The organism is Serratia sp. P2ACOL2 (genome assembly GCF_003691565.1).
Classification (GTDB): domain Bacteria; phylum Pseudomonadota; class Gammaproteobacteria; order Enterobacterales; family Enterobacteriaceae; genus Serratia; species Serratia liquefaciens.
In genome coordinates this window covers 4,927,874-4,946,329 of sequence record NZ_CP033162.1, presented here as the reverse complement: position 1 = coordinate 4,946,329, position 18,456 = coordinate 4,927,874, and the positions used below count along the sequence as shown (strand labels likewise).

The window sequence follows — 18,456 nt, the reverse complement described above, 5'->3', positions numbered from 1 at the left end:
GTTATAGACGCCGCCTGTGGCGGTGCCCCCGGTGGAATATTGCAGCCCTGATGTGCAAAGGCCGGGGGCGGTGTTGTGTCGTTATCGTGATTTAAAACAGGGTGAAAGCAATCATGCCGATGATGCCACCCACGCTGCCAAGGATGGTTTCCATCACCGTCCAGGTTTTTAGCGTTTGCAGCTCATTGGCGCCGGTAAATTTGCCGAACAGCCAGAAACCGGCATCGTTGACGTGGCTGAGCACGATAGACCCCCCGGCAATACAGATAGCCAGCGCGGCCAGCTGCCCACCGCCGAGCCCCAACTGGCTGGTCACCGGCAGCACCAGGCCAACGGTGGTCAGGCAGGCAACGGTGGCGGAGCCTTGGATCACGCGTACCATAGCGGATAATGCAAAGGCGGCTACGGCGATCGGCAAGCCGGTGCCAATCATGGCGTCACCCAGTGCCGGACCTACGCCGGAATCCACCAGGATTTGTTTGAATACGCCGCCGGCACCGGTCATCAGCAGGATGATCCCGGCGGGCTGCACTGCAGCCGAACAGATGGCCAGCGTTTGTTCGTTGGTCATGCCGCGCGGTTTTGCCAGCCCATAAATCACGATCAGACAGGCGATTAAAATGGCGGTGAACGGATGGCCAATAAACTCCAGCCACTGCTGCAACTGAGAACCTGGCGTGACCAGACGTGCACCAATGGTTTTCATGCCGACCAGCACCAGTGGGCAGAGTACCAGCGCCAGGCTAAAACCAAATGACGGCAGGTTGCCTTTGTTGAGTGTCGGTTCGTTTTCGTCTGCCGGCATTGGCCAGTTAACGAAGCGGCTAATAAAGCTGCCGTACAATGGGCCTGCAATCAGCATGCCGAGGACGGCGGCGACCAGGCCGATGGCGATCATCCAGCCGAAGTCGGCTTTCATTTGCGCCGCCAGCAGCATTGGGACCGGCCCCGGCAGCAGGAAGGAAGCCGCAGCGGCGACGCCGGCGAACAAGGGAATGGCCAGCTTGACGATATTGCCGTCGGTGCGACGTGCGACGGCAAACACGATGCCGATCAGCAGTACCACCGCCACGTCAAAGAACAGCGGCAGGGCGCAGATCAACCCGGCGATACCGAGCGCGTAATGGGCTTTACTTTGGCCGAAACGTTTCAGCAAATGTGCCGCAATTTGATCGAGTGCGCCGACCTCATGCAGTATCTTGCCGAACATGGCGCCCAGCGCCACGACGATCGCCAGAAAACCCAGCGTATCGCCCATGCCTTTTTGCATGGTATCGGCGATGCGGTCCAACGGCATGCCGGAAAAAATACCGGCAGCGATAGACACCAACATTAACGCGACGAAGGCATGCATGCGTGCCTTCATCACCAGAAACAGCAGTAATAGAACCGAGCCGACTGCAGTACCGACCAGCGTTACAGTATTCACGCGCACACGTCCTGAGGCAGGAAACTCTGAATATGTCGCACGGTATCGGCGATGACGGCTTCCAGCGGCTGGTTGATGTCCACGGACATGACGTCGCTTTCGTCCGCGCCCGGTTGCTCCAGCGCCGCGAACTGCGTTACCAGCATCTGTGGCTTGAAGAAGTGGCCGTTACGCGCAGCCAGGCGGGCTTCGATCACCGGAAAATCGCCGTGCAGGTAGATGAACGACAGGTTACCGTTACCGGCGCGCAGGCGATCGCGGTAGTGCTTTTTCAGCGCCGAACAGACAATGACCGAAACAGTATTGGTTCGTTGCATCGCAAAGGCAGCATCGTTGAGGGCGGCCAGCCATGGGGCGCGATCGTCATCGTTCAGCGGTTCACCGGCGGCCATTTTCAGGATATTGCTGCGCGGGTGAAGAAAGTCGCCGTCAAGAAACCCGGCAGACAGTTGGCGGGCCGCTGCGGCGGCCACGGCGGACTTGCCGCTGCCGGAAACGCCCATAATGACGTAAATACGGTTTTGATTATTGCTCATGGCTTAGCTCCAAAACGACAAGTGGCGTTACCCTGCATAAGTTGTTACCGGTAACATGTTATCGGTAACATTGTCGAAGGAAGTTTCGCCGGTTGCAATCGGCTTCCGTTGGCAAAGTCATTATTTGTGATCGGCTTCAACTATTTCAGGCTGTCATCCAGACATGAAACCTCGTTGAAGTTGAGCAGTGCGCATGCGTCACGATGGGATAATCGTCATGGAGAAAGGCTTGCGCAGCCACACTCTCTGCGCAAACCTCGGCATTTTTACGATGATGACTTTCGTCTAATGTGCTGGGCAATCAGCGCTAACGTTATTTACTGCCTTGTTTTTTAGCTAATAAGCGGTCGACTTCCAGCTTGGCTTCGCGGAATTGTTTTTGATATTCGGGGCTGGCCTGCAGGCGAGCGAAAGCGCCGGCAGCAAGGAAGCGACCCGCGTTGACATCGCTTTCCCAATGTACGCCGCAGATCAGACGACTACGACCAAACTCATAGCCTTTTTTCATTAACGGGGTTGCCAGCTGTGGCTCCATGGCGGTTAACGTCATGGCCCACATCATCCCGGTGACGGCATGACCAGAGGGATAAGAGCCGCCGTCGTTACTTAACGCGCTATGTTCTTTGGGCGTGCAACTGTCGATACGTAATGCCGAGTAGGGCCGAATTCGGCTAAACGCTTTTTTGGTGTCATTGGAGGCATAACCTGCATCGGTAAAAACTCGGCTGAGCAGCAGGTGCAAATGAGGCGTATTTTTACGTGAAATAGTGATGCCCAGCGCCGGCGAAAATGCGCTGCCAATATGGTTGAAGGAGAGCTTGGCATCTTGGATTGCCAGCTGGCCACGTGGCGTATCGCGCAGCTGTCGTAATTCATGGAACGTTTCAATATCGCTTTTTGCTGCTGCGGAATGCTCTTTTGGCGGCGGCGGCAGAATTTTTGCGCCGTCAGGGTAATCTGCCGGTGTCAGATAACCCTTAATCCACCCTTTGATATAAGGGGAAAAACCCACGTCCGGATAACCGATATCGCTATAATCGGTGCGCCAGGTTTCAGTTGGATCGTTATTGGGTGCAGTATCGTTGTTTGCGTGGGCCGCCGATAAAAATGCCGTAGAACCCAAGAGTAATGCTAATGCTGCAAAGCACTTTGAGCGGGTTGCGTTTTTATTATTCTCTATTTTCATTATGATTCCCCTGTGTTTATATTCCATTTTTGGTCAGACATTCCGTTTAATACACTTGGTTAGCTAACGACGAACAACCCTAAGAAATACAAAATGTTTAATAAAATACCGCATATTATGGTTGCCACTACCGGGGCGGCAATTTTCAATATAGGACGCCCCAGCGCTTCATTAAGGAAGTACAGGGCAGCGGTGATGCTGAAGCCGGTATAGCCCGCCATCTTGATAGAGGCGAAAATAGCGCCGATCAGCAAAGCAAACTCCATCAGCATGTTCATGGCATTGCGGATGCTGTCCGAGGCATTACGAACCGAGGGATAGTTGCTTAACCAACGGCCGATAGTCCGCAACAACAGCACTTCCAACGTGATGGTCAGGGCACCTAAAATGGCGGCTAACCAGGGCGAGGGGGCCAGATAACCGACGGTAAAGACGAAGGTAAAACCGGCGACGGCGTACACCCCAGTGGCTAGCGCGGTGGTTGCGATGAGCGGAATAAAGCCCAAGCCACGCATAAACTCAGCCAGCGCAGCTTGATTGACCAACGCAGCGGATTCTTCCGGTGATACGCCGGGAGCCCAGGCTTTTGCCAGCGTATAAATCGAAACCTCCGAGCCTCCAAACAGCTTAAGGCTGGCAACGGTCGAGATTAACGCACCGGTAATGGCGAGCAGCGGCAGATTCTTGATAATGCGTGAGGTTCTTTCCTCGAAAACGGAGGTGCCATGGTTTTCTTCATGATGCTTGCGCTGTGAGATATCACGAAATATCGCAATCCCCAGCAGCATCACCATTCCGACGAATATCTCAATCGACTCTGGAAAGAGTGAAGGATAAAAGCGCACGACAATGACGCGTGACATCAGTACGGCGACGGCGGCCAGCAGGCTATGGCGCCAGCCGAATTGATAGAAAATAGCCACCAGTGGGAACAGCGCGAAGGCCGAAATAACCGGGCTGGAAAGCTCGCCCAGTGAACCGAGGATATCCACAGGAAGCGCGGTCAGCAGGGTATTGATCGGCACCAAACTGGTCAGCACCAATACTCCCCAGGCCATGCCTAAAGCGAAAGCCAGGTAGCTGTTAAAGGCCAGTACGCCGATGATGTCGGTGGGTAAAAACAGCAACCAACTGTTCAACAGCCCGGTTGAGAGGGTAAAGGAGATCCCGACGGATGCGACGAAGCCGATGCTCAAACCAAATGCAATGCTGCCGGCTTCACGGCGATTCATATTCCCTTCAACCAGCTGCGGCAGAATCGGACGAATGCCGTCGTGAAATACGGCAACGGAACGATGAGAAAGCAGCGAGGTCATTCCCGTTAGCAAAGCGACAATAACAATATGCAAATACTGCTCCATGGATAGCCCCTTAATTCAAATGACCCATCAGCATCGGGATGGCATGTTCAACATGTTCCACCGAAAGGCCAAAGGCCACTTTGCCTTCGTTGACCCATTTTATTATTTGTTCTTCTTTTGCCTGTATTCCCGGTTTGGCAATGGTGCAACAGCGGTTATAACCGATAATCGCGATAGCGATGGATAACGCGGCACCGGCACCGGTATTGCAGGCGCCAATAAAGTAATCCAGCTCGCCACTTTTGACTTTGCTGGCCGCTTCCATGTCGTTTTGAATAAAACACTCAAATTTACCGGGGGCGGCTGATTCGATAGCCTGTTTAATTTGCTCGCGTTGTAAACCTGCAATACCGATCTTTTTCATTATTCTTGTCCTCTGAAGAAAGTGTTTGGGTTGGTGCACAGCATATGGTCAATATCTTGTTGCGGTATCCCAGCTTGCAGCAGCATGGGGACGAATCTATCAATGAGATAACTGAATCCCAGACCGCCATTTGCGGCCAGGTGGGAACGCCGGGTGATATCCATGGAAAGCATTACCTGGCCCAATAGTCCGCGTTGAGAAAGCGCCAGCAATGTCGCCACGCGTTTTTCGTCCGGGTAGTAATCGTTTTTGCCGATCGTGTCGAATTGAATAAAAGCGCCGGTTTCAGTAATCCTCAGCAAGGTGTCCAGCTGATCGCGTAAATCGCAGTGGCCAATGACAATACGTTCGGCGGATACACCATGGCGCATTAATAGCTGCAACTGCTCCAATCCCATGGTGCTGAAGCTGGTATGCGTAGAAATGGGTTTTCCGGTGGCTAAATGTGCCAGGGCAGCAGCATGGAATACTTTCTCTTCCGTTGGGGTAATGGTGCCTTCGCTGCTGCCAATTTCTGCAATTACGCTGGCGCGAAGCGTTGTGCCGTCAATGCCGAGCTCAATTTCGCCGATCATTTCTTGCGCCAACTGCTGCACGCTGTGCTGAGCAACATGTGGCGGATAGAAATCCTGTTGGTAGTAACCGGTTGATGCCAGAATGTTTATGCCGGTTTCTTGCATCAAATCCAGCATAAATTGAGGATTACGCCCCATATAGCGGTTCGTGACCTCGACCAGGTTCAATACACCTTTATTGACCAGCGCTTTCATTTCATCCACGAGGAGTGCGTAACAATCCAGCCGGCAATCTATATTGTGTTTGAACGGCGACAGATCAATGTGCAGATGTTCGTGCGCATAGGTATAGCCACGTCGATCAAATTGCGATGAAGGATTCATGGTTGTCCCTTATTCATTTGCGGGAAGAACGAATGGCCGCTTTGAGGTGCCGGAGCGCCAAAGGCGTCGCAGACCGTAGCCCCGACGTCAGCCAGGGTTGAACGCTCGCCCAAATAGACGCCTTGAACGCCGGGGCGCCAGAAGAGTAATGGTACTTTTTCTCGGGTATGGCGCGAGTGACCAATCGTCGGATCATTTCCATGGTCGGCCATCACCAGCAGGGCGTCGTCTTCGCCGAGTCGAGCCAGTAATTGCGCCAGGTAACCGTCAACGACCTGTAATCGCTCAGCGTAGCGATCGCTGTTTTCGGCATGACCGGCCAGATCTGTTTCCTGGATATTGGTACAGATAAAGGCCTGTCCCGGCTGTTCGACCGCCTGCAAGGTTAATTGCATGATCTCTTCCGAATTGGAAATGCCCTGATAATTTATTCCGTGAGGATTGATGACGATATCTGCGACTTTGCCGATTAACACCGTCGGTACGCCTGATGAGTGCAAACTGGCGGCGGTTTGCTGGCTTGCATCGACGCCATAACCGAGATGGACAACGGTAAAGCCATGGCCATAGACGCCAGACTTGGGGGCGTTGATCCCGACATAGCGCTTTGCGCGGGTTTCGGCGGCCTGGTGCAAAGCGGCATTACTGCCAATGTTGCCGCCAAAGACAATCACCCGGCCGACTTGAACCTGGCTGCGAACGATGTCACCAATGGCGCGAACGGTGGCGAAATCAATGGCATCCAAATTGGCAGTCACATTATAAACCTGGCCGGGATCGGTCTCGAGGTTATCGCCGATGGCGACGCATCCGTTAATTCGCAGGTAGCATAAACCGTCCTCGACCGCGACACGTTCAACCTGGAACCCGGCATCACTGAGCGCCGAAGCCACCTGTTCCCTGACTTGAGAAAAGGGCATCAACAATGGGATGTCAGGACGAGTGCCCATGATTTCCTGATGTCCCATAAAGGAATCGGCCCCCTGATGCTGCAAATTTGCGCTGCCGTAATTTGCCGCCGGATTGGGGTGCATCACATTGTCTGGCTGATATCCCAAAGCGTTAATCAGGCCCAATTTCTCTAATGTCGGTAACCGTAGCAGGCCGTATTTTTGCAAGATATGGCCGCAGGTATTGGCCCCAATATCAAGGGGGCGCTGGTGGGCGACATCGTCCATGGCGCCGATACCGAATCCATCTAAAACAATAACCACAAATTTATTCACCGGGCATCTCCTGAATGGCTGAGTCTGTTTCCCTGGCTGTCGAAGACCCCGGCAAGCTGCGGGGCACCCCGCGAAATACCGCACACCATGGCGACGTCGCTGCGGGTAACGAAAATTTGGGTGCGAAAACACATGATGACTACGCTACCAATAGGGAACGTCCCGCGCAGCCCCAGGTAATAATCAATACTGTGGTCCTCCGGCGGCACCACTTCGGTTTGGCTCATCTGGCCATCAGGGGTGAACACCAGCGCGTGTTGGACGTGGCTGCGGCGATAGTGTCCGCCGCCATAGCAAAAACTGAGATCTTTATAATGATGAGATATTTCAGTCAGATATAGCATTGCCAGGCGTTCTGGCTCAGTACCAAAAACGTTCGCCGGGAAGGTTCCTGTGAACGCGTGCCCCGGCTCTATGTGGGTCACGCCAAGCTGTGCGAGCATCGGCAACGACGAGCAGCTATTGGCGGAGGGGGCATTGATTTGGCAGATCTGGAAGCCGGCCTGACGCAGGCGAGCCACTGCTTCAATCAGGGTGGCAAAGTTGGGGGTCGTCTGCGGGATATCGCCGGCTTGGTGGCTAAGCAGGCAGGGGAAATGGGTGACGCCGACCACCTGCACGTGCCCCAGCTGTGTTATTTGTCTGGCGGCGGTCACGACATCATCAAGCAGAAAGCCGCCCTCTTGCCCAGGGTAGAGGAGGTCGCCTTCCTGATAGACTTTCAGCAACAAGGATTGCGTGGTGCCTATTTTTTTTGCTTGTTCAGCGACGCTGCGGGCTTTTTCAACCGAAAAGACGGTGATCGCTTCTGGCCGCTGCTTCAGAATGGCGGCGATCTCACCGTCAGGGATCTGAACCAGATGCCCTGCATGGCACAAGGGAACGCGATGCTGCATTAGCTGCTGCGCTTCTTTGAAATCGACAGCGGCAGCACCCGGAAAACCCTGATTGATAATGCGTTGGCATAACCAGGGATTGCGGCCAAATTGTTTGCTCATGACATAGGGCGTCAGGTGATGCTGCTGAGCGATTTGCAATATGTGTCGGGCGTTTTCCTCTACGGTATCAACATCGATCACGTAGCTGTCCGGGCGAAGGATTCGCTGTTGCCACAGTGATACGGCAGTGCCGATCAGCGCAGGATTTTGCCGTTGTAACGCAGTAATAAACATCGTTCCCTTTACTCCTGGTTTGTCATCCTTGTGGAAAATATTCATTTATTTGAATATTTAAGAGAAATTATTCATGGCGATTATGCTTTGCTCAAGCTGTACCAATTGACCAGCAGGTAGCCTTCTTCATCGGGATGGAGTTCGAGGGTAAAGTTTTTCATCAGGGCATTATTGAGCTCGCGCAACACTTCCAATTTCCCTGCTTCCGCTATTTCCGCCAATATTTCGTTGTCCAACGGTGAGACGGTTTGCTGCTGCCGGCAACGCATTAGTGCATTGGCCATGTGTGCGATCGCCAACCAGCCTTGCTCTGCGGGTAAGGGGCATTGGCAATGCTGTTGCAGTTGTTCGACGACGGCCAGCATTCCCTGATAAATGTCCTCATCAATCACTTTGGCTTGTCGCAGCGTGTTCAGGCCCTGGTGTATCATTTTATATCCTCATTTTTTTGAATATATAAATGAAATGGTAAGTGAGCGCATAACGGACGACAACGGGGAAGCGATTATTACTTGAACAAGATCACAAACTATAATGAGGCGCCATACCCGACGCCTGCCAATCTCATACCGGATTTACTGGTCATAAGGCGTACTGTAGCCGCTAAAATCATAGACATACTGCAATATGGCCGTTTTGTTCTCATCAGCATGATTTTCATGCTTGACCAACAGGGCGACAACGCCTTCCGCCCCACGTAAATGAGCGCCGGCCAGTAAGCCGGATAAAGTGAGGGTTACCTCATCAGGACGGCCACCGGGTGGGGCTAATTTGGGCTGGCATTCACTCCAGCGTAGCGTACTCCCCAGATAATCATTCAGGGTTTTGCCATGGTCGGCTAACTGCAAAACAATATTTTGGTATTTATTGTCGAAATGGTCGAGGGCAATAAATTCTTGCTTATCCGGATCGATAACATCGGCGAAAGAATTGATGCCATGTTTGCCGGTAAATGTCCCCTTCCAGGTATTCACGTCGGTAACATGGATTTTCCCGTCCGGAAGATCCATTATTTTTTCTCGCACTCCATTGGACCAATTGCTGACGTCGACATCTGAATAGTACATGGGGAGCTGTTCATTATCATAATGGGAGTAATAACCAAGATCCCAAAGGTCATGCTCACTGAATTGATAACCGACAAAACCCAGATAATTCATCACAGCATACTGCATCTGGCGAAACATCTCAGGATCGCTGGAGCCACGCGTATAGAGTTTATCAACGCCAAGCTTAATGAAATAGCCTTTTATTGACGTGGTGCTGTGTAGGGGAACGCCATTTTTATCGCGAATTACGCGGCCTGGATACTCAACTTGTTGATAGGTTACTGCTTTGTCATCTTCATAATGCTTGTCATAATAGTCGGCATCTTTAGGATCAATAGAGCATTCAAAGGTTCTTATTGCCGTTAGAAAATCAGTGTAGTCACCGTGATTATATTTATCTTCGCGTTTCATTTTCACATTCCTTATCTCTATTCCTGACACATTGGATATGATTCCGGAACAAACTAACGCGGTTATTTTATACCTCTTTAAAGGTATTAATATGGCATGAAGGGTTTTATTATCGGAAAGCTGTAAATAACGGCTGGCATTAATTATATACAAAGCCTAATCAGTAAAAAGGTTCTTCCTTTCCCGAAACGACATTTTTCTGGTGTTGCAGCAGTTGCTTCTTGTCAACCTGACGTGCCACAAGACGCTGAATGAGAGCGTCATCGCTGCGAATAAGCAGCACGGCTTCAGAGGCTTGAATATAGGAAGGGTGACCTTGCAAGGGGATCGCGTCCAGGGTGTCACTGGCAAAGTTCTGCACCAGGTTCCAGATAGCTGAATCAATATTGCCTTTTTCTATTTGGTTTAAACAGTCGTGATAAGGCGTATCGACATATTCGATCTCTTGCCCCTGGAAATAGAGTTCGGATAATTGACGTTGATCTGGCGAGCGAGGATCCAGGCCCACACGACGGATGCTGTTTTCTTCGCCACGGCGGTAAACCATCTGGTGGCCTGAAACATAGGATCCCGCGCCTAACTCCAGCGCAATACGGGCTTTGCCCTCCTGTAAGACCTGTCTGGCGGCCAGATGGGATACGACGGCCATATCGTAGATACCATCCAGCAGGCATTCGATACGTACGCTGGCTCCGCGCATATGCGCGTAGTAAAGCGGTATTTGCCCAAACTGTATTTTCAGACCGCTGGCTAAGCCCTCATAAAGTTTGGTGTAGGGCAGTGGCATCGCACAAACAATATTGCCAATATCGGCCTGGGTAAGGAGCGCCTGATAGTTTAACTGTTTTAATTGCGTCCCGTTGCGGCCGCGCCGTTCCAACTGAATGCAGCCACTGCTTTCCAGCGATTTAAGTGCGTTTTGCACAATGCCGACGGAAAGGCCAAAACTTTCAGAGAGTTCATCGATAGTGCGTAACCGGTTCATCGGCTTCTCATCCAGCAAATATCTGGCGAGTTGGATAAGCGCAATACCTTCTTTCTTAATGAATTTATCTCTCATTGGCGGCTCGTTGGGGGCGATAAAACGTCTAATATTCGATTATTTGAAGGTTTAATGCAACGGCATTGCTCCACTTTAACGTACGCCACCGTATTCCAGGCTGATCTCTTTTGCAGCATGGATCACCAAGGCGCCCAGCTCAATCACGCGGTTGTCGGTGATGCGCGATACGGGGCCGGAAATCGAAATGGCAGCGAAGGCTTCGCGGTGCTCGTCAAAAATGCAGGCCGCCACGCAGCGCAGACCCAGCGCATGCTCTTCATCGTCAAACGAGAAACCCTGCTTGCGGATCTGCGCCAGCCCTTCCTTCAGGTTGTGCGGCGTTAGCGTATGCTGGGTATAGGTTTGCATGCCCTTTTTATGCAGCAATTTGGTGACCTGATCGTCCGGCAGGGTGGACAGAAAAGCTTTGCCGGCACCGGAGGCGTGCATCGGCAGTTTGCCGCCGATGGGCGCAGACATGCGCATCAGCGCGGTGCATTGCACCTGGTCGATAATAATCGCCTGGTACTCGCTGGTATCCAGTACAGCCAGGTTAACCGTTTCGCCAGATTCTTCCATCAGGCGACGCAGCGTGGGGTGCACCATCGCCAGCAGATTACGGCTTTGCAGAAAACTGCTGCCCACCACAAAGGCGTGTGAACCTATAGTCCACAGACCCAGATCGCCGACCTGACGCACGAACCCTTGCTGTTGCATGGTGGAAAGCAGACGGTGAGTGGTGGAGTTCGGTAACCCCGCCTGTTGGGCCAGATCGGTCAGCGCCACGTTGCCCTGGGCTTCGGCAATGTATTCCAATAATTTCAGGCCACGGGTCAGCGACTGTACCTGACCGGTTGCCGCACTGGCGCTTGGAGATGCAGCGCGGGGCTTCTTGCCACGTTTGGCGGGAACGGGGGTGACCATGATTCACATTCCTTTTTCCGTATGATGGAATTCATTTTCGTTTTTTACGTGTGAAATGCAAGCCGTCAATCAGCTCATCGGATGTGTTGCCAGACAACCTGAAAAACTCTCAATAACCGCTCACCCCTTTAGCGGCACAACCTGTGCTAGGATGACCGATACCCGTCGTCTTTCAAGCCGCAGCGTTGTTGCCTGCACGTGTTCACCCCAGTCACTTACCTTAGTAAGCTCCTGAGGATGAACAGGCTGGGCGCCTAGCCGCAACTTGAAATCCCTAGGGTATGGGTGATGGTGACATAGTGACCCGGTAATTTTACATAGGGGTCAATATAGCAGTGGCTTGAAAGATAAAGGGGATAGGGGTGGTGAATCGAGTAGAACAACTGCGCCGGCAGTTAGCGCAGCGAATTTTGGTGTTGGATGGCGGCATGGGCACCATGATCCAAAGCTACCGTCTGGAAGAGAGCGACTTTCGCGGTGAGCGTTTTGCCGACTGGCAAAGCGATCTGAAAGGCAATAACGACCTGTTGGTGCTGACCAAGCCCGAGGTCATTACCGCCATTCACTACGGCTATCTGGAAGCGGGAGCCGACATCCTCGAAACCAATACCTTCAACTCCACCTCCATCGCCATGGCCGACTACCATATGGAGTCGCTGTCCGCCGAGATTAACTATCAGGCCGCCTGCCTGGCACGTGCCTGCGCAGACGAATGGACTGCGCGTACCCCAGAGCAGCCGCGCTACGTGGCCGGGGTGCTGGGGCCGACCAACCGCACCGCCTCTATTTCGCCGAACGTCAACGATCCGGCTTTTCGTAACGTTTCTTTCGACGAACTGGTGGAAGCCTACCGCGAGTCGACGCGTGCGCTGGTGGAGGGCGGTGTCGATCTGATCATGATCGAAACCATCTTCGATACCCTGAACGCCAAGGCCGCCGCCTTCGCGGTGGAAACCGAATTCGAAGCCTTGGGCGTTTCGCTGCCGATCATGATTTCCGGCACCATCACCGATGCTTCCGGCCGAACCCTGTCCGGTCAAACCACCGAAGCCTTCTATAACTCGATGCGCCACGTCAAACCGCTGAGCTTTGGCCTGAACTGTGCGCTGGGGCCGGATGAACTGCGTCAATACGTTGCCGAACTGTCGCGTATATCGGAAAGCTACGTCACTGCACACCCCAATGCCGGTTTACCTAATGCGTTCGGTGAATACGATCTGGATGCGCAAGAGATGGCGAGGCAGGTTGGGGAGTGGGCGCAAGCCGGCTTCCTGAATATCATCGGTGGCTGCTGCGGTACCACGCCGGAGCACATTGCCGCCATGGCCAAGGCCGTTGCGGGCGTGCCACCGCGCAAACTGCCGGAGATCCCGGTGGCCTGCCGTCTGGCGGGGCTGGAACCGCTAAACATCGATGCCAAAACGTTGTTCGTCAACGTGGGTGAGCGTACCAACGTGACCGGCTCGGCACGTTTTAAGCGGCTGATCAAAGAAGAGAAATACAGTGAAGCGCTGGCGGTTGCTCGCCAGCAGGTGGAAAGCGGCGCCCAGATTATCGACATCAACATGGATGAGGGGATGCTCGACGCGGAAGCGGCGATGGTGCGTTTTCTCAACCTGATCGCCGGTGAGCCGGATATCGCGCGGGTGCCGATCATGATCGACTCCTCCAAATGGTCGGTGATCGAAAAAGGCCTGAAGTGCATTCAGGGCAAAGGCATCGTTAACTCCATCTCGATGAAAGAGGGCGAAGAGGCCTTTATTCATCACGCCAAGCTGGTGCGTCGTTACGGTGCCGCGGTGGTGGTGATGGCGTTTGACGAAGTGGGCCAGGCCGATACGCGCGAGCGCAAATTCGAGATTTGCCGACGTGCCTATAAAATTCTGACCGAGCGCGTCGGCTTCCCGCCGGAAGACATTATTTTCGACCCGAATATTTTCGCCGTTGCTACCGGTATTGAAGAGCATAACAACTACGCCGTCGACTTTATCGAAGCCTGTGCCGACATCAAAACTCACCTGCCGCACGCGATGATTTCCGGCGGCGTGTCCAACGTGTCGTTTTCATTCCGCGGCAACGATCCTGTACGCGAAGCGATCCACGCGGTGTTCCTGTATCACGCGATCCGCAATGGCATGGACATGGGGATCGTTAACGCCGGGCAGTTGGCGATCTACGACGATCTGACGGCTGAGCTGCGCGATGCGGTGGAAGACGTGATCCTCAACCGTCGTGACGACGGGACCGAACGGCTGCTGGAACTGGCGGAGAAATACCGCGGCAGCAAAGACAACGAAGTGGCGGTACAGCAGGCGGAATGGCGCGGCTGGCCGGTCGAAAAACGGCTGGAATACTCGCTGGTAAAAGGCATCACCGAGTTTATCGAGCTCGATACCGAAGAGGCCCGACAGAGGGCGGATCGCCCGATCGAAGTGATCGAAGGGCCACTGATGGCGGGCATGAACGTCGTCGGCGATCTGTTCGGCGAAGGCAAGATGTTCCTGCCGCAGGTGGTGAAATCCGCCCGCGTGATGAAACAGGCGGTGGCCTATCTGGAGCCGTACATTGAGGCCAGCAAGCAAAAGGGCTCAACGGCAGGCAAAATCCTGCTGGCGACGGTGAAGGGCGACGTGCACGACATTGGCAAGAATATCGTTGGCGTGGTGCTGCAGTGCAACAACTATGAAATTGTCGATCTGGGCGTGATGGTGCCGACGGAGAAAATCCTGAAAACCGCGCGCGAGCAAAATGTGGATATTATCGGCCTGTCCGGACTGATCACCCCGTCGTTGGACGAGATGGTCAACGTGGCGAAAGAGATGGAGCGTCAGGGCTTTACCCTGCCGCTGCTGATCGGCGGCGCTACCACCTCCAAGGCCCATACTGCGGTGAAGATTGAGCAGAATTACAGCGGCTCAACCACCTACGTACAAAATGCCTCGCGTACCGTGGGCGTGGTGTCGGCATTGCTTTCCAGCGCTCAGCGCGACGATTTTGTGGCGCGAACCCGTAAAGAATACGAAACCGTCCGCATTCAGCACGCACGCAAGAAACCGCGAACTCCGCCGGTTGACCTGCAGAAAGCGCGCGCGAATGCCATGGTGCTGGATTGGGAAAATTATCAGCCACCGGTACCGAAGCAACTGGGCGTTTACCCGGTCGAAGCCAGTATCGAGACGCTGCGGCATTACATCGACTGGACGCCGTTCTTTATGACCTGGTCGCTGGCGGGCAAATACCCGCGCATTCTGGAAGATGAAGTGGTGGGGGAAGAAGCCAAGCGGCTGTTTGCGGACGCCAACCAGATGCTGGATATGCTGGCCGCTAACGGCAGCCTCAACCCGCGCGGCGTTTATGGCCTGTTCCCGGCTAACCGGGTCGGTGACGATGTCGAAGTTTATCGCGACGAAAATCGCGATGAGGTGCTGGTGGTCAGTCGCCATCTGCGCCAGCAGACCGAAAAAACCGACTTTCCGAACTATTGCCTGGCCGACTTTGTCGCGCCGAAAAGCAGCGGCACGGCCGACTACTTCGGGGCTTTCGCGGTGACCGGTGGGTTGGAAGAGGATGAACTGGCGGCGGCCTATGACGCGCAGCACGATGATTACAATAAAATCATGGTGAAGGCGCTGTCCGACCGTTTGGCGGAGGCTTTCGCCGAGTACCTGCATGAACAGGTGCGCAAGGTGCACTGGGGCTTTGCCAGCGACGAGAACCTGAGTAACGAAGAGCTGATCCGCGAAAATTACCAGGGCATTCGTCCGGCGCCGGGGTATCCGGCCTGTCCGGAGCACACCGAGAAAGCGGAGATCTGGCGACTGCTGGACGTTAACCGTCATACCGGCATGGAATTGACTGAGTCCTTCGCCATGTGGCCGGGGGCGGCGGTATCCGGTTGGTACTTCAGCCACCCGCAAAGCAAATATTTCGCGGTGGCGCAGATCCAGCGCGATCAGGTTGAAGATTATGCGGCGCGCAAAGGCATGAGCGTCGGCGAGGTTGAGCGCTGGTTAGCGCCTAACCTTGGTTACGACGCCGACTGATCCTCTCCTAGATGGGCGCAGCAATGCGCCCATGTCATTACAACGCTTCGACGTCAATGTGCAGCGCGTCGTATCGCCAGTATTCCAAATCGCAGTCAATCACCCGATCGTGCTGATCGCGGTTAACCCGGGTAATAAATAACGCCGGGCTGCCGTAGGTGACCTTCAGCATGGCTGCCGCTTCCTCCGACAGCAGGGTTGGCAGCATATCGAAACGTACCCGCCCGTAGCGAATGCCGTAGCGTTCGGCATACAGCCCGGTCAGCGACTGGGTTAAATCTGCCTCCAGAATGCCGGCAAAGTAGGCCGGGTTGAGGTAGTGCTCACAATACAGCACCGCGCGGCCATCGATGTAGCGCAACCGACGAATGCGATAGACCTCGCTACCGGACGGTAAAGCCAGTTTTTGGCTCAGATCTTCGCGCAGCGGCACGGTGGCGCTGTCGATCACTTCGGTATGGGCATCACGCCCTTGCTGTTGCGCCATGGCGTGGAAGTGGCTGCGCTGCAGAGGGTTGTAAATCAGCCGCGGCGGCGAGATAAACCAGCCGCGCCTCACCTGACGGTAGATCACACCCTGCGCCTCCAACTGACCGAGCGCTTCCTGCAGCGTAATACGGGTGGTGGAAAACTGTTCGCTCAGAGCACGTTCCGAAGGCAATTTGCCGTCGGCGCTGAACTCCCCCACGGCGATCCGGGCGTTCAGCGTCTGGCAGATGGTCGCCACGGTTGTCGATACTTCACTCATGCAACAGATGCCCCATTTTAGTGCGTTTATCCCCGCTAAAGGTAGACCAGCGAAGGGCTGTCGAACACGCCAAATGCGATAAAACCGCTGCTTTTTTAGACTGACATATAATTATCACATTCGTCCGTTAGATTGGCTTGGTTCTTGCTGGACTAGTCCAGTCACTCCCACACTACCACCCGGAGCATCAGTTATGAAACGTTTGTGCGCTTCTGTGTTAACCAGTGCCATTGTCCTGACCAGTCAAATGAGCTGGGCAGCCGATTCCGATCTGGCGGCGCTGGAACAGGCTGCCAAGAAGGAAGGGGAAGTCAACAGCGTCGGCATGCCGGACAGCTGGGCTAACTGGAAAGATACCTGGCAGGATCTGCTGAGCAAGTACGGCCTGAAGCATGTCGATACCGACATGAGCTCGGCGCAGGAAATTGCCAAGTTTGATGCGGAAAAGAGCAATGCTACGGCGGATATTGGTGACGTGGGCGCGGCATTCGGCCCTATCGCGGTACAAAAAGGGGCGACCCAGCCGTATAAACCTTCCACCTGGGAACAGGTACCTGACTGGGCCAAAGACAAGGACGGCCACTGGGCACTGGCCTATACCGGCACCATCGCCTTCATTATCAATAAAAAACAGGTGAAAGAGATCCCCCACAGCTGGGCAGATCTGTTGAAGGGCACTTATCAGGTCACTATTGGTGACGTCGGCACCGCTTCGCAGGCGGCCAGCGGCGTGCTGGCGGCAACCTACGCGATGGGCGGGAACGAAAAGAACCTGAAACCGGGCCTGGAATTCTTCGGCAAGCTGGCCAAGGCCGGGCGCCTGAGCCTGAGCAACCCGGTGATCGCCTCGCTGGAAAAGGGCGAAGTGCAGGTGGGGGTGGTTTGGGACTTTAACGGTTTGAACTACCGCGACCAGATCGACAAAACCCGCTTTGAAGTGCTGATCCCCTCTGACGGATCTATCACTTCCGGTTACACCACCATTATCAACAAATACGCCAAACACCCGAATGCCGCCAAGCTGGCACGCGAATACATTTTCTCAGACGCAGGCCAAATCAACCTGGCGCGCGGCTATGCGCGTCCAATCCGAGCGGAACACCTGACGTTGCCAGACGATGTCAAAGCCAAGCTGCTGCCGGCCGAACAGTATAAGAATGCTCACCCGATCGCCGATCCGGCGGCCTGGGAGCAAAGTGCCAAAACGCTGCCGCGCCAGTGGCAGGAAAACGTCATTATGTTTATGCAGCAGTGAGTTAAACCATCATGAAAACTATCCTCGTGCTGCTGGACGGTCTGAATTATCAGGTGGCACACGACGCCATGGGCTATCTGCAGGCCGAATGTGCGGCAGGGCGCGGACGGTTGTATCAGTTGGAGAGCGAGTTGCCCTCGCTCTCCAGACCGCTGTACGAATGCATCCTCACCGGTGTGCCGCCGGTGGAGAGTGGCGTGGTGCATAATCAGGTGTCACGCCTCTCGCATCAGCAAAGCGTGTTTCACTACGCTCGTGCCGCGGGCTTGACTACCGCGGCAGCGGCCTATCATTGGTTCAGTGAGCTGTACAATCGTACCCCGTTCGACCCCGCGCGCGATCGCCATACCGACGATGCCGAGCTGCCGATCCAGCACGGCCATTTTTATTACGACGACCGTTACCCGGATTCTCACCTGTTTGACGATGCGGAAAGCTTGCGCCGCCGTCATCAACCCGATTTCTTACTGATCCACCCGATGAACATTGACGACACCGGGCACCGCTTTGGCCTGTCATCGCCGCAGTACCGCAATGCGGCGCGCAACGCCGACGGCGTACTGTCGCGCTATTTGGCCGACTGGCTGAATGCGGGTTATCAGGTGATGGTCACCGCCGATCACGGCATGAATGACGATCGCAGCCACGGCGGCGTGTTGCCGGAAGAGCGACAGGTGCCGCTGTTTGTCTTCGGTGACGCCTTCAGCCAGAGCGACGCTAATCCGCAGCAAACCGACCTGTGTGGCACCCTGTGCGAAGTGCTGCAGATACCGCACGACAAGCCGCGTTGCCGTGCGCTGTTGGCCTAAGG

General features: G+C 54.4%; 16 protein-coding genes. 3 read left to right on the top strand and 13 right to left on the bottom strand.

Features of this window, described 5'->3' with window-relative positions; translation table 11 throughout:
• Window positions 1–91: 91 nt before the first annotated feature.
• From gntU to iclR, 12 genes are all read right to left on the bottom strand, one after another.
• Window positions 92–1,429 (bottom strand): gluconate transporter, encoded by a 1,338-nt coding sequence (gene gntU, locus EBA31_RS23690; protein WP_020837210.1) that lies wholly within the window; start codon window positions 1,427–1,429, stop codon window positions 92–94.
• Window positions 1,426–1,965, bottom strand: coding sequence for a gluconokinase (gntK, locus tag EBA31_RS23685; RefSeq protein WP_044553850.1), 540 nt, complete (start codon window positions 1,963–1,965; stop codon window positions 1,426–1,428). Before gntK ends, gntU begins: the two co-directional genes overlap by 4 nt.
• A gap of 313 nt (window positions 1,966–2,278) precedes the next feature.
• A complete protein-coding gene (locus EBA31_RS23680; protein ID WP_122080361.1) occupies window positions 2,279–3,151 on the bottom strand; it encodes a phosphatase PAP2 family protein in 873 nt (290 codons plus the stop codon).
• Between the two features lie 59 nt (window positions 3,152–3,210).
• Window positions 3,211–4,512 (bottom strand): YhfT family protein, encoded by a 1,302-nt coding sequence (locus EBA31_RS23675; RefSeq protein ID WP_122080360.1) that lies wholly within the window; start codon window positions 4,510–4,512, stop codon window positions 3,211–3,213.
• A gap of 10 nt (window positions 4,513–4,522) precedes the next feature.
• Entirely contained in the window at window positions 4,523–4,876 is a 354-nt protein-coding gene (locus EBA31_RS23670) for a DUF2620 domain-containing protein (protein WP_020837206.1), read from the bottom strand.
• Window positions 4,876–5,775 carry a phosphotriesterase-related protein gene (locus EBA31_RS23665; RefSeq protein ID WP_122080359.1) on the bottom strand — a complete coding sequence of 300 codons (900 nt, stop codon included), beginning with the start codon at window positions 5,773–5,775 and terminating at the stop codon, window positions 4,876–4,878. Before EBA31_RS23665 ends, EBA31_RS23670 begins: the two co-directional genes overlap by 1 nt.
• Window positions 5,772–7,001, bottom strand: coding sequence for a phosphopentomutase (locus EBA31_RS23660; RefSeq protein WP_122080358.1), 1,230 nt, complete (start codon window positions 6,999–7,001; stop codon window positions 5,772–5,774). Before EBA31_RS23660 ends, EBA31_RS23665 begins: the two co-directional genes overlap by 4 nt.
• Window positions 6,998–8,173, bottom strand: coding sequence for a YhfX family PLP-dependent enzyme (locus EBA31_RS23655; RefSeq protein ID WP_122080357.1), 1,176 nt, complete (start codon window positions 8,171–8,173; stop codon window positions 6,998–7,000). The genes EBA31_RS23660 and EBA31_RS23655 overlap by 4 nt, the downstream gene beginning before the upstream one ends.
• A gap of 80 nt (window positions 8,174–8,253) precedes the next feature.
• Window positions 8,254–8,604, bottom strand: a complete 351-nt coding sequence (locus EBA31_RS23650; protein WP_020837202.1) for a hypothetical protein — start codon at window positions 8,602–8,604, stop codon at window positions 8,254–8,256.
• 144 nt (window positions 8,605–8,748) lie between these two features.
• A complete protein-coding gene (locus EBA31_RS23645; RefSeq protein ID WP_122080356.1) occupies window positions 8,749–9,633 on the bottom strand; it encodes a hypothetical protein in 885 nt (294 codons plus the stop codon).
• 160 nt (window positions 9,634–9,793) lie between these two features.
• Window positions 9,794–10,693: a GntR family transcriptional regulator YhfZ gene (gene yhfZ, locus EBA31_RS23640; protein WP_020837200.1), complete on the bottom strand. Its 900-nt coding sequence runs from the start codon at window positions 10,691–10,693 to the stop codon at window positions 9,794–9,796.
• A 75-nt stretch (window positions 10,694–10,768) separates the two neighbouring features.
• Window positions 10,769–11,599: a glyoxylate bypass operon transcriptional repressor IclR gene (iclR, locus tag EBA31_RS23635; RefSeq protein WP_020837199.1), complete on the bottom strand. Its 831-nt coding sequence runs from the start codon at window positions 11,597–11,599 to the stop codon at window positions 10,769–10,771.
• Window positions 11,600–11,961: 362 nt separating this feature from the next.
• Here iclR and metH point away from each other — a divergent pair, with 362 nt between their 5' ends.
• On the top strand, window positions 11,962–15,642 hold the full coding sequence (metH, locus tag EBA31_RS23630) for a methionine synthase (protein WP_122080355.1): 3,681 nt from the start codon (window positions 11,962–11,964) through the stop codon (window positions 15,640–15,642).
• A 37-nt stretch (window positions 15,643–15,679) separates the two neighbouring features.
• On the opposite strand, the gene EBA31_RS23625 is transcribed toward metH, so the two are convergent.
• Window positions 15,680–16,390 carry a UTRA domain-containing protein gene (locus tag EBA31_RS23625; protein WP_122080354.1) on the bottom strand — a complete coding sequence of 237 codons (711 nt, stop codon included), beginning with the start codon at window positions 16,388–16,390 and terminating at the stop codon, window positions 15,680–15,682.
• A 193-nt stretch (window positions 16,391–16,583) separates the two neighbouring features.
• Between EBA31_RS23625 and EBA31_RS23620 the strand changes: the two genes are divergently transcribed.
• Together EBA31_RS23620 and EBA31_RS23615 are read left to right on the top strand one after the other, a co-directional pair.
• The gene (locus EBA31_RS23620) at window positions 16,584–17,645 is read left to right on the top strand and encodes an ABC transporter substrate-binding protein (protein ID WP_122080353.1); all 1,062 of its coding nucleotides are present in this window, start codon (window positions 16,584–16,586) and stop codon (window positions 17,643–17,645) included.
• Window positions 17,646–17,656: 11 nt separating this feature from the next.
• A complete protein-coding gene (locus EBA31_RS23615; protein WP_020837195.1) occupies window positions 17,657–18,454 on the top strand; it encodes an alkaline phosphatase family protein in 798 nt (265 codons plus the stop codon).
• Window positions 18,455–18,456 lie beyond the last annotated feature (2 nt).

Excerpts from the sequence above, each read along its gene's own strand:
- yhfZ (WP_020837200.1), bottom strand. The coding sequence starts at position 10,693 with ATGAGAGATAAATTCATTAAGAAAGAAGGTATTGCGCTTATCCAACTC.
- EBA31_RS23675 (WP_122080360.1), bottom strand. The coding sequence starts at position 4,512 with ATGGAGCAGTATTTGCATATTGTTATTGTCGCTTTGCTAACGGGAATG.
- EBA31_RS23625 (WP_122080354.1), bottom strand. The coding sequence starts at position 16,390 with ATGAGTGAAGTATCGACAACCGTGGCGACCATCTGCCAGACGCTGAAC.
- EBA31_RS23645 (WP_122080356.1), bottom strand. The coding sequence starts at position 9,633 with ATGAAACGCGAAGATAAATATAATCACGGTGACTACACTGATTTTCTA.
- EBA31_RS23670 (WP_020837206.1), bottom strand. The coding sequence starts at position 4,876 with ATGAAAAAGATCGGTATTGCAGGTTTACAACGCGAGCAAATTAAACAG.
- EBA31_RS23650 (WP_020837202.1), bottom strand. The coding sequence starts at position 8,604 with ATGATACACCAGGGCCTGAACACGCTGCGACAAGCCAAAGTGATTGAT.
- EBA31_RS23665 (WP_122080359.1), bottom strand. The coding sequence starts at position 5,775 with ATGAATCCTTCATCGCAATTTGATCGACGTGGCTATACCTATGCGCAC.
- EBA31_RS23620 (WP_122080353.1), top strand. The coding sequence starts at position 16,584 with ATGAAACGTTTGTGCGCTTCTGTGTTAACCAGTGCCATTGTCCTGACC.
- gntK (WP_044553850.1), bottom strand. The coding sequence starts at position 1,965 with ATGAGCAATAATCAAAACCGTATTTACGTCATTATGGGCGTTTCCGGC.
- iclR (WP_020837199.1), bottom strand. The coding sequence starts at position 11,599 with ATGGTCACCCCCGTTCCCGCCAAACGTGGCAAGAAGCCCCGCGCTGCA.
- EBA31_RS23615 (WP_020837195.1), top strand. The coding sequence starts at position 17,657 with ATGAAAACTATCCTCGTGCTGCTGGACGGTCTGAATTATCAGGTGGCA.
- EBA31_RS23680 (WP_122080361.1), bottom strand. The coding sequence starts at position 3,151 with ATGAAAATAGAGAATAATAAAAACGCAACCCGCTCAAAGTGCTTTGCA.
- EBA31_RS23655 (WP_122080357.1), bottom strand. The coding sequence starts at position 8,173 with ATGTTTATTACTGCGTTACAACGGCAAAATCCTGCGCTGATCGGCACT.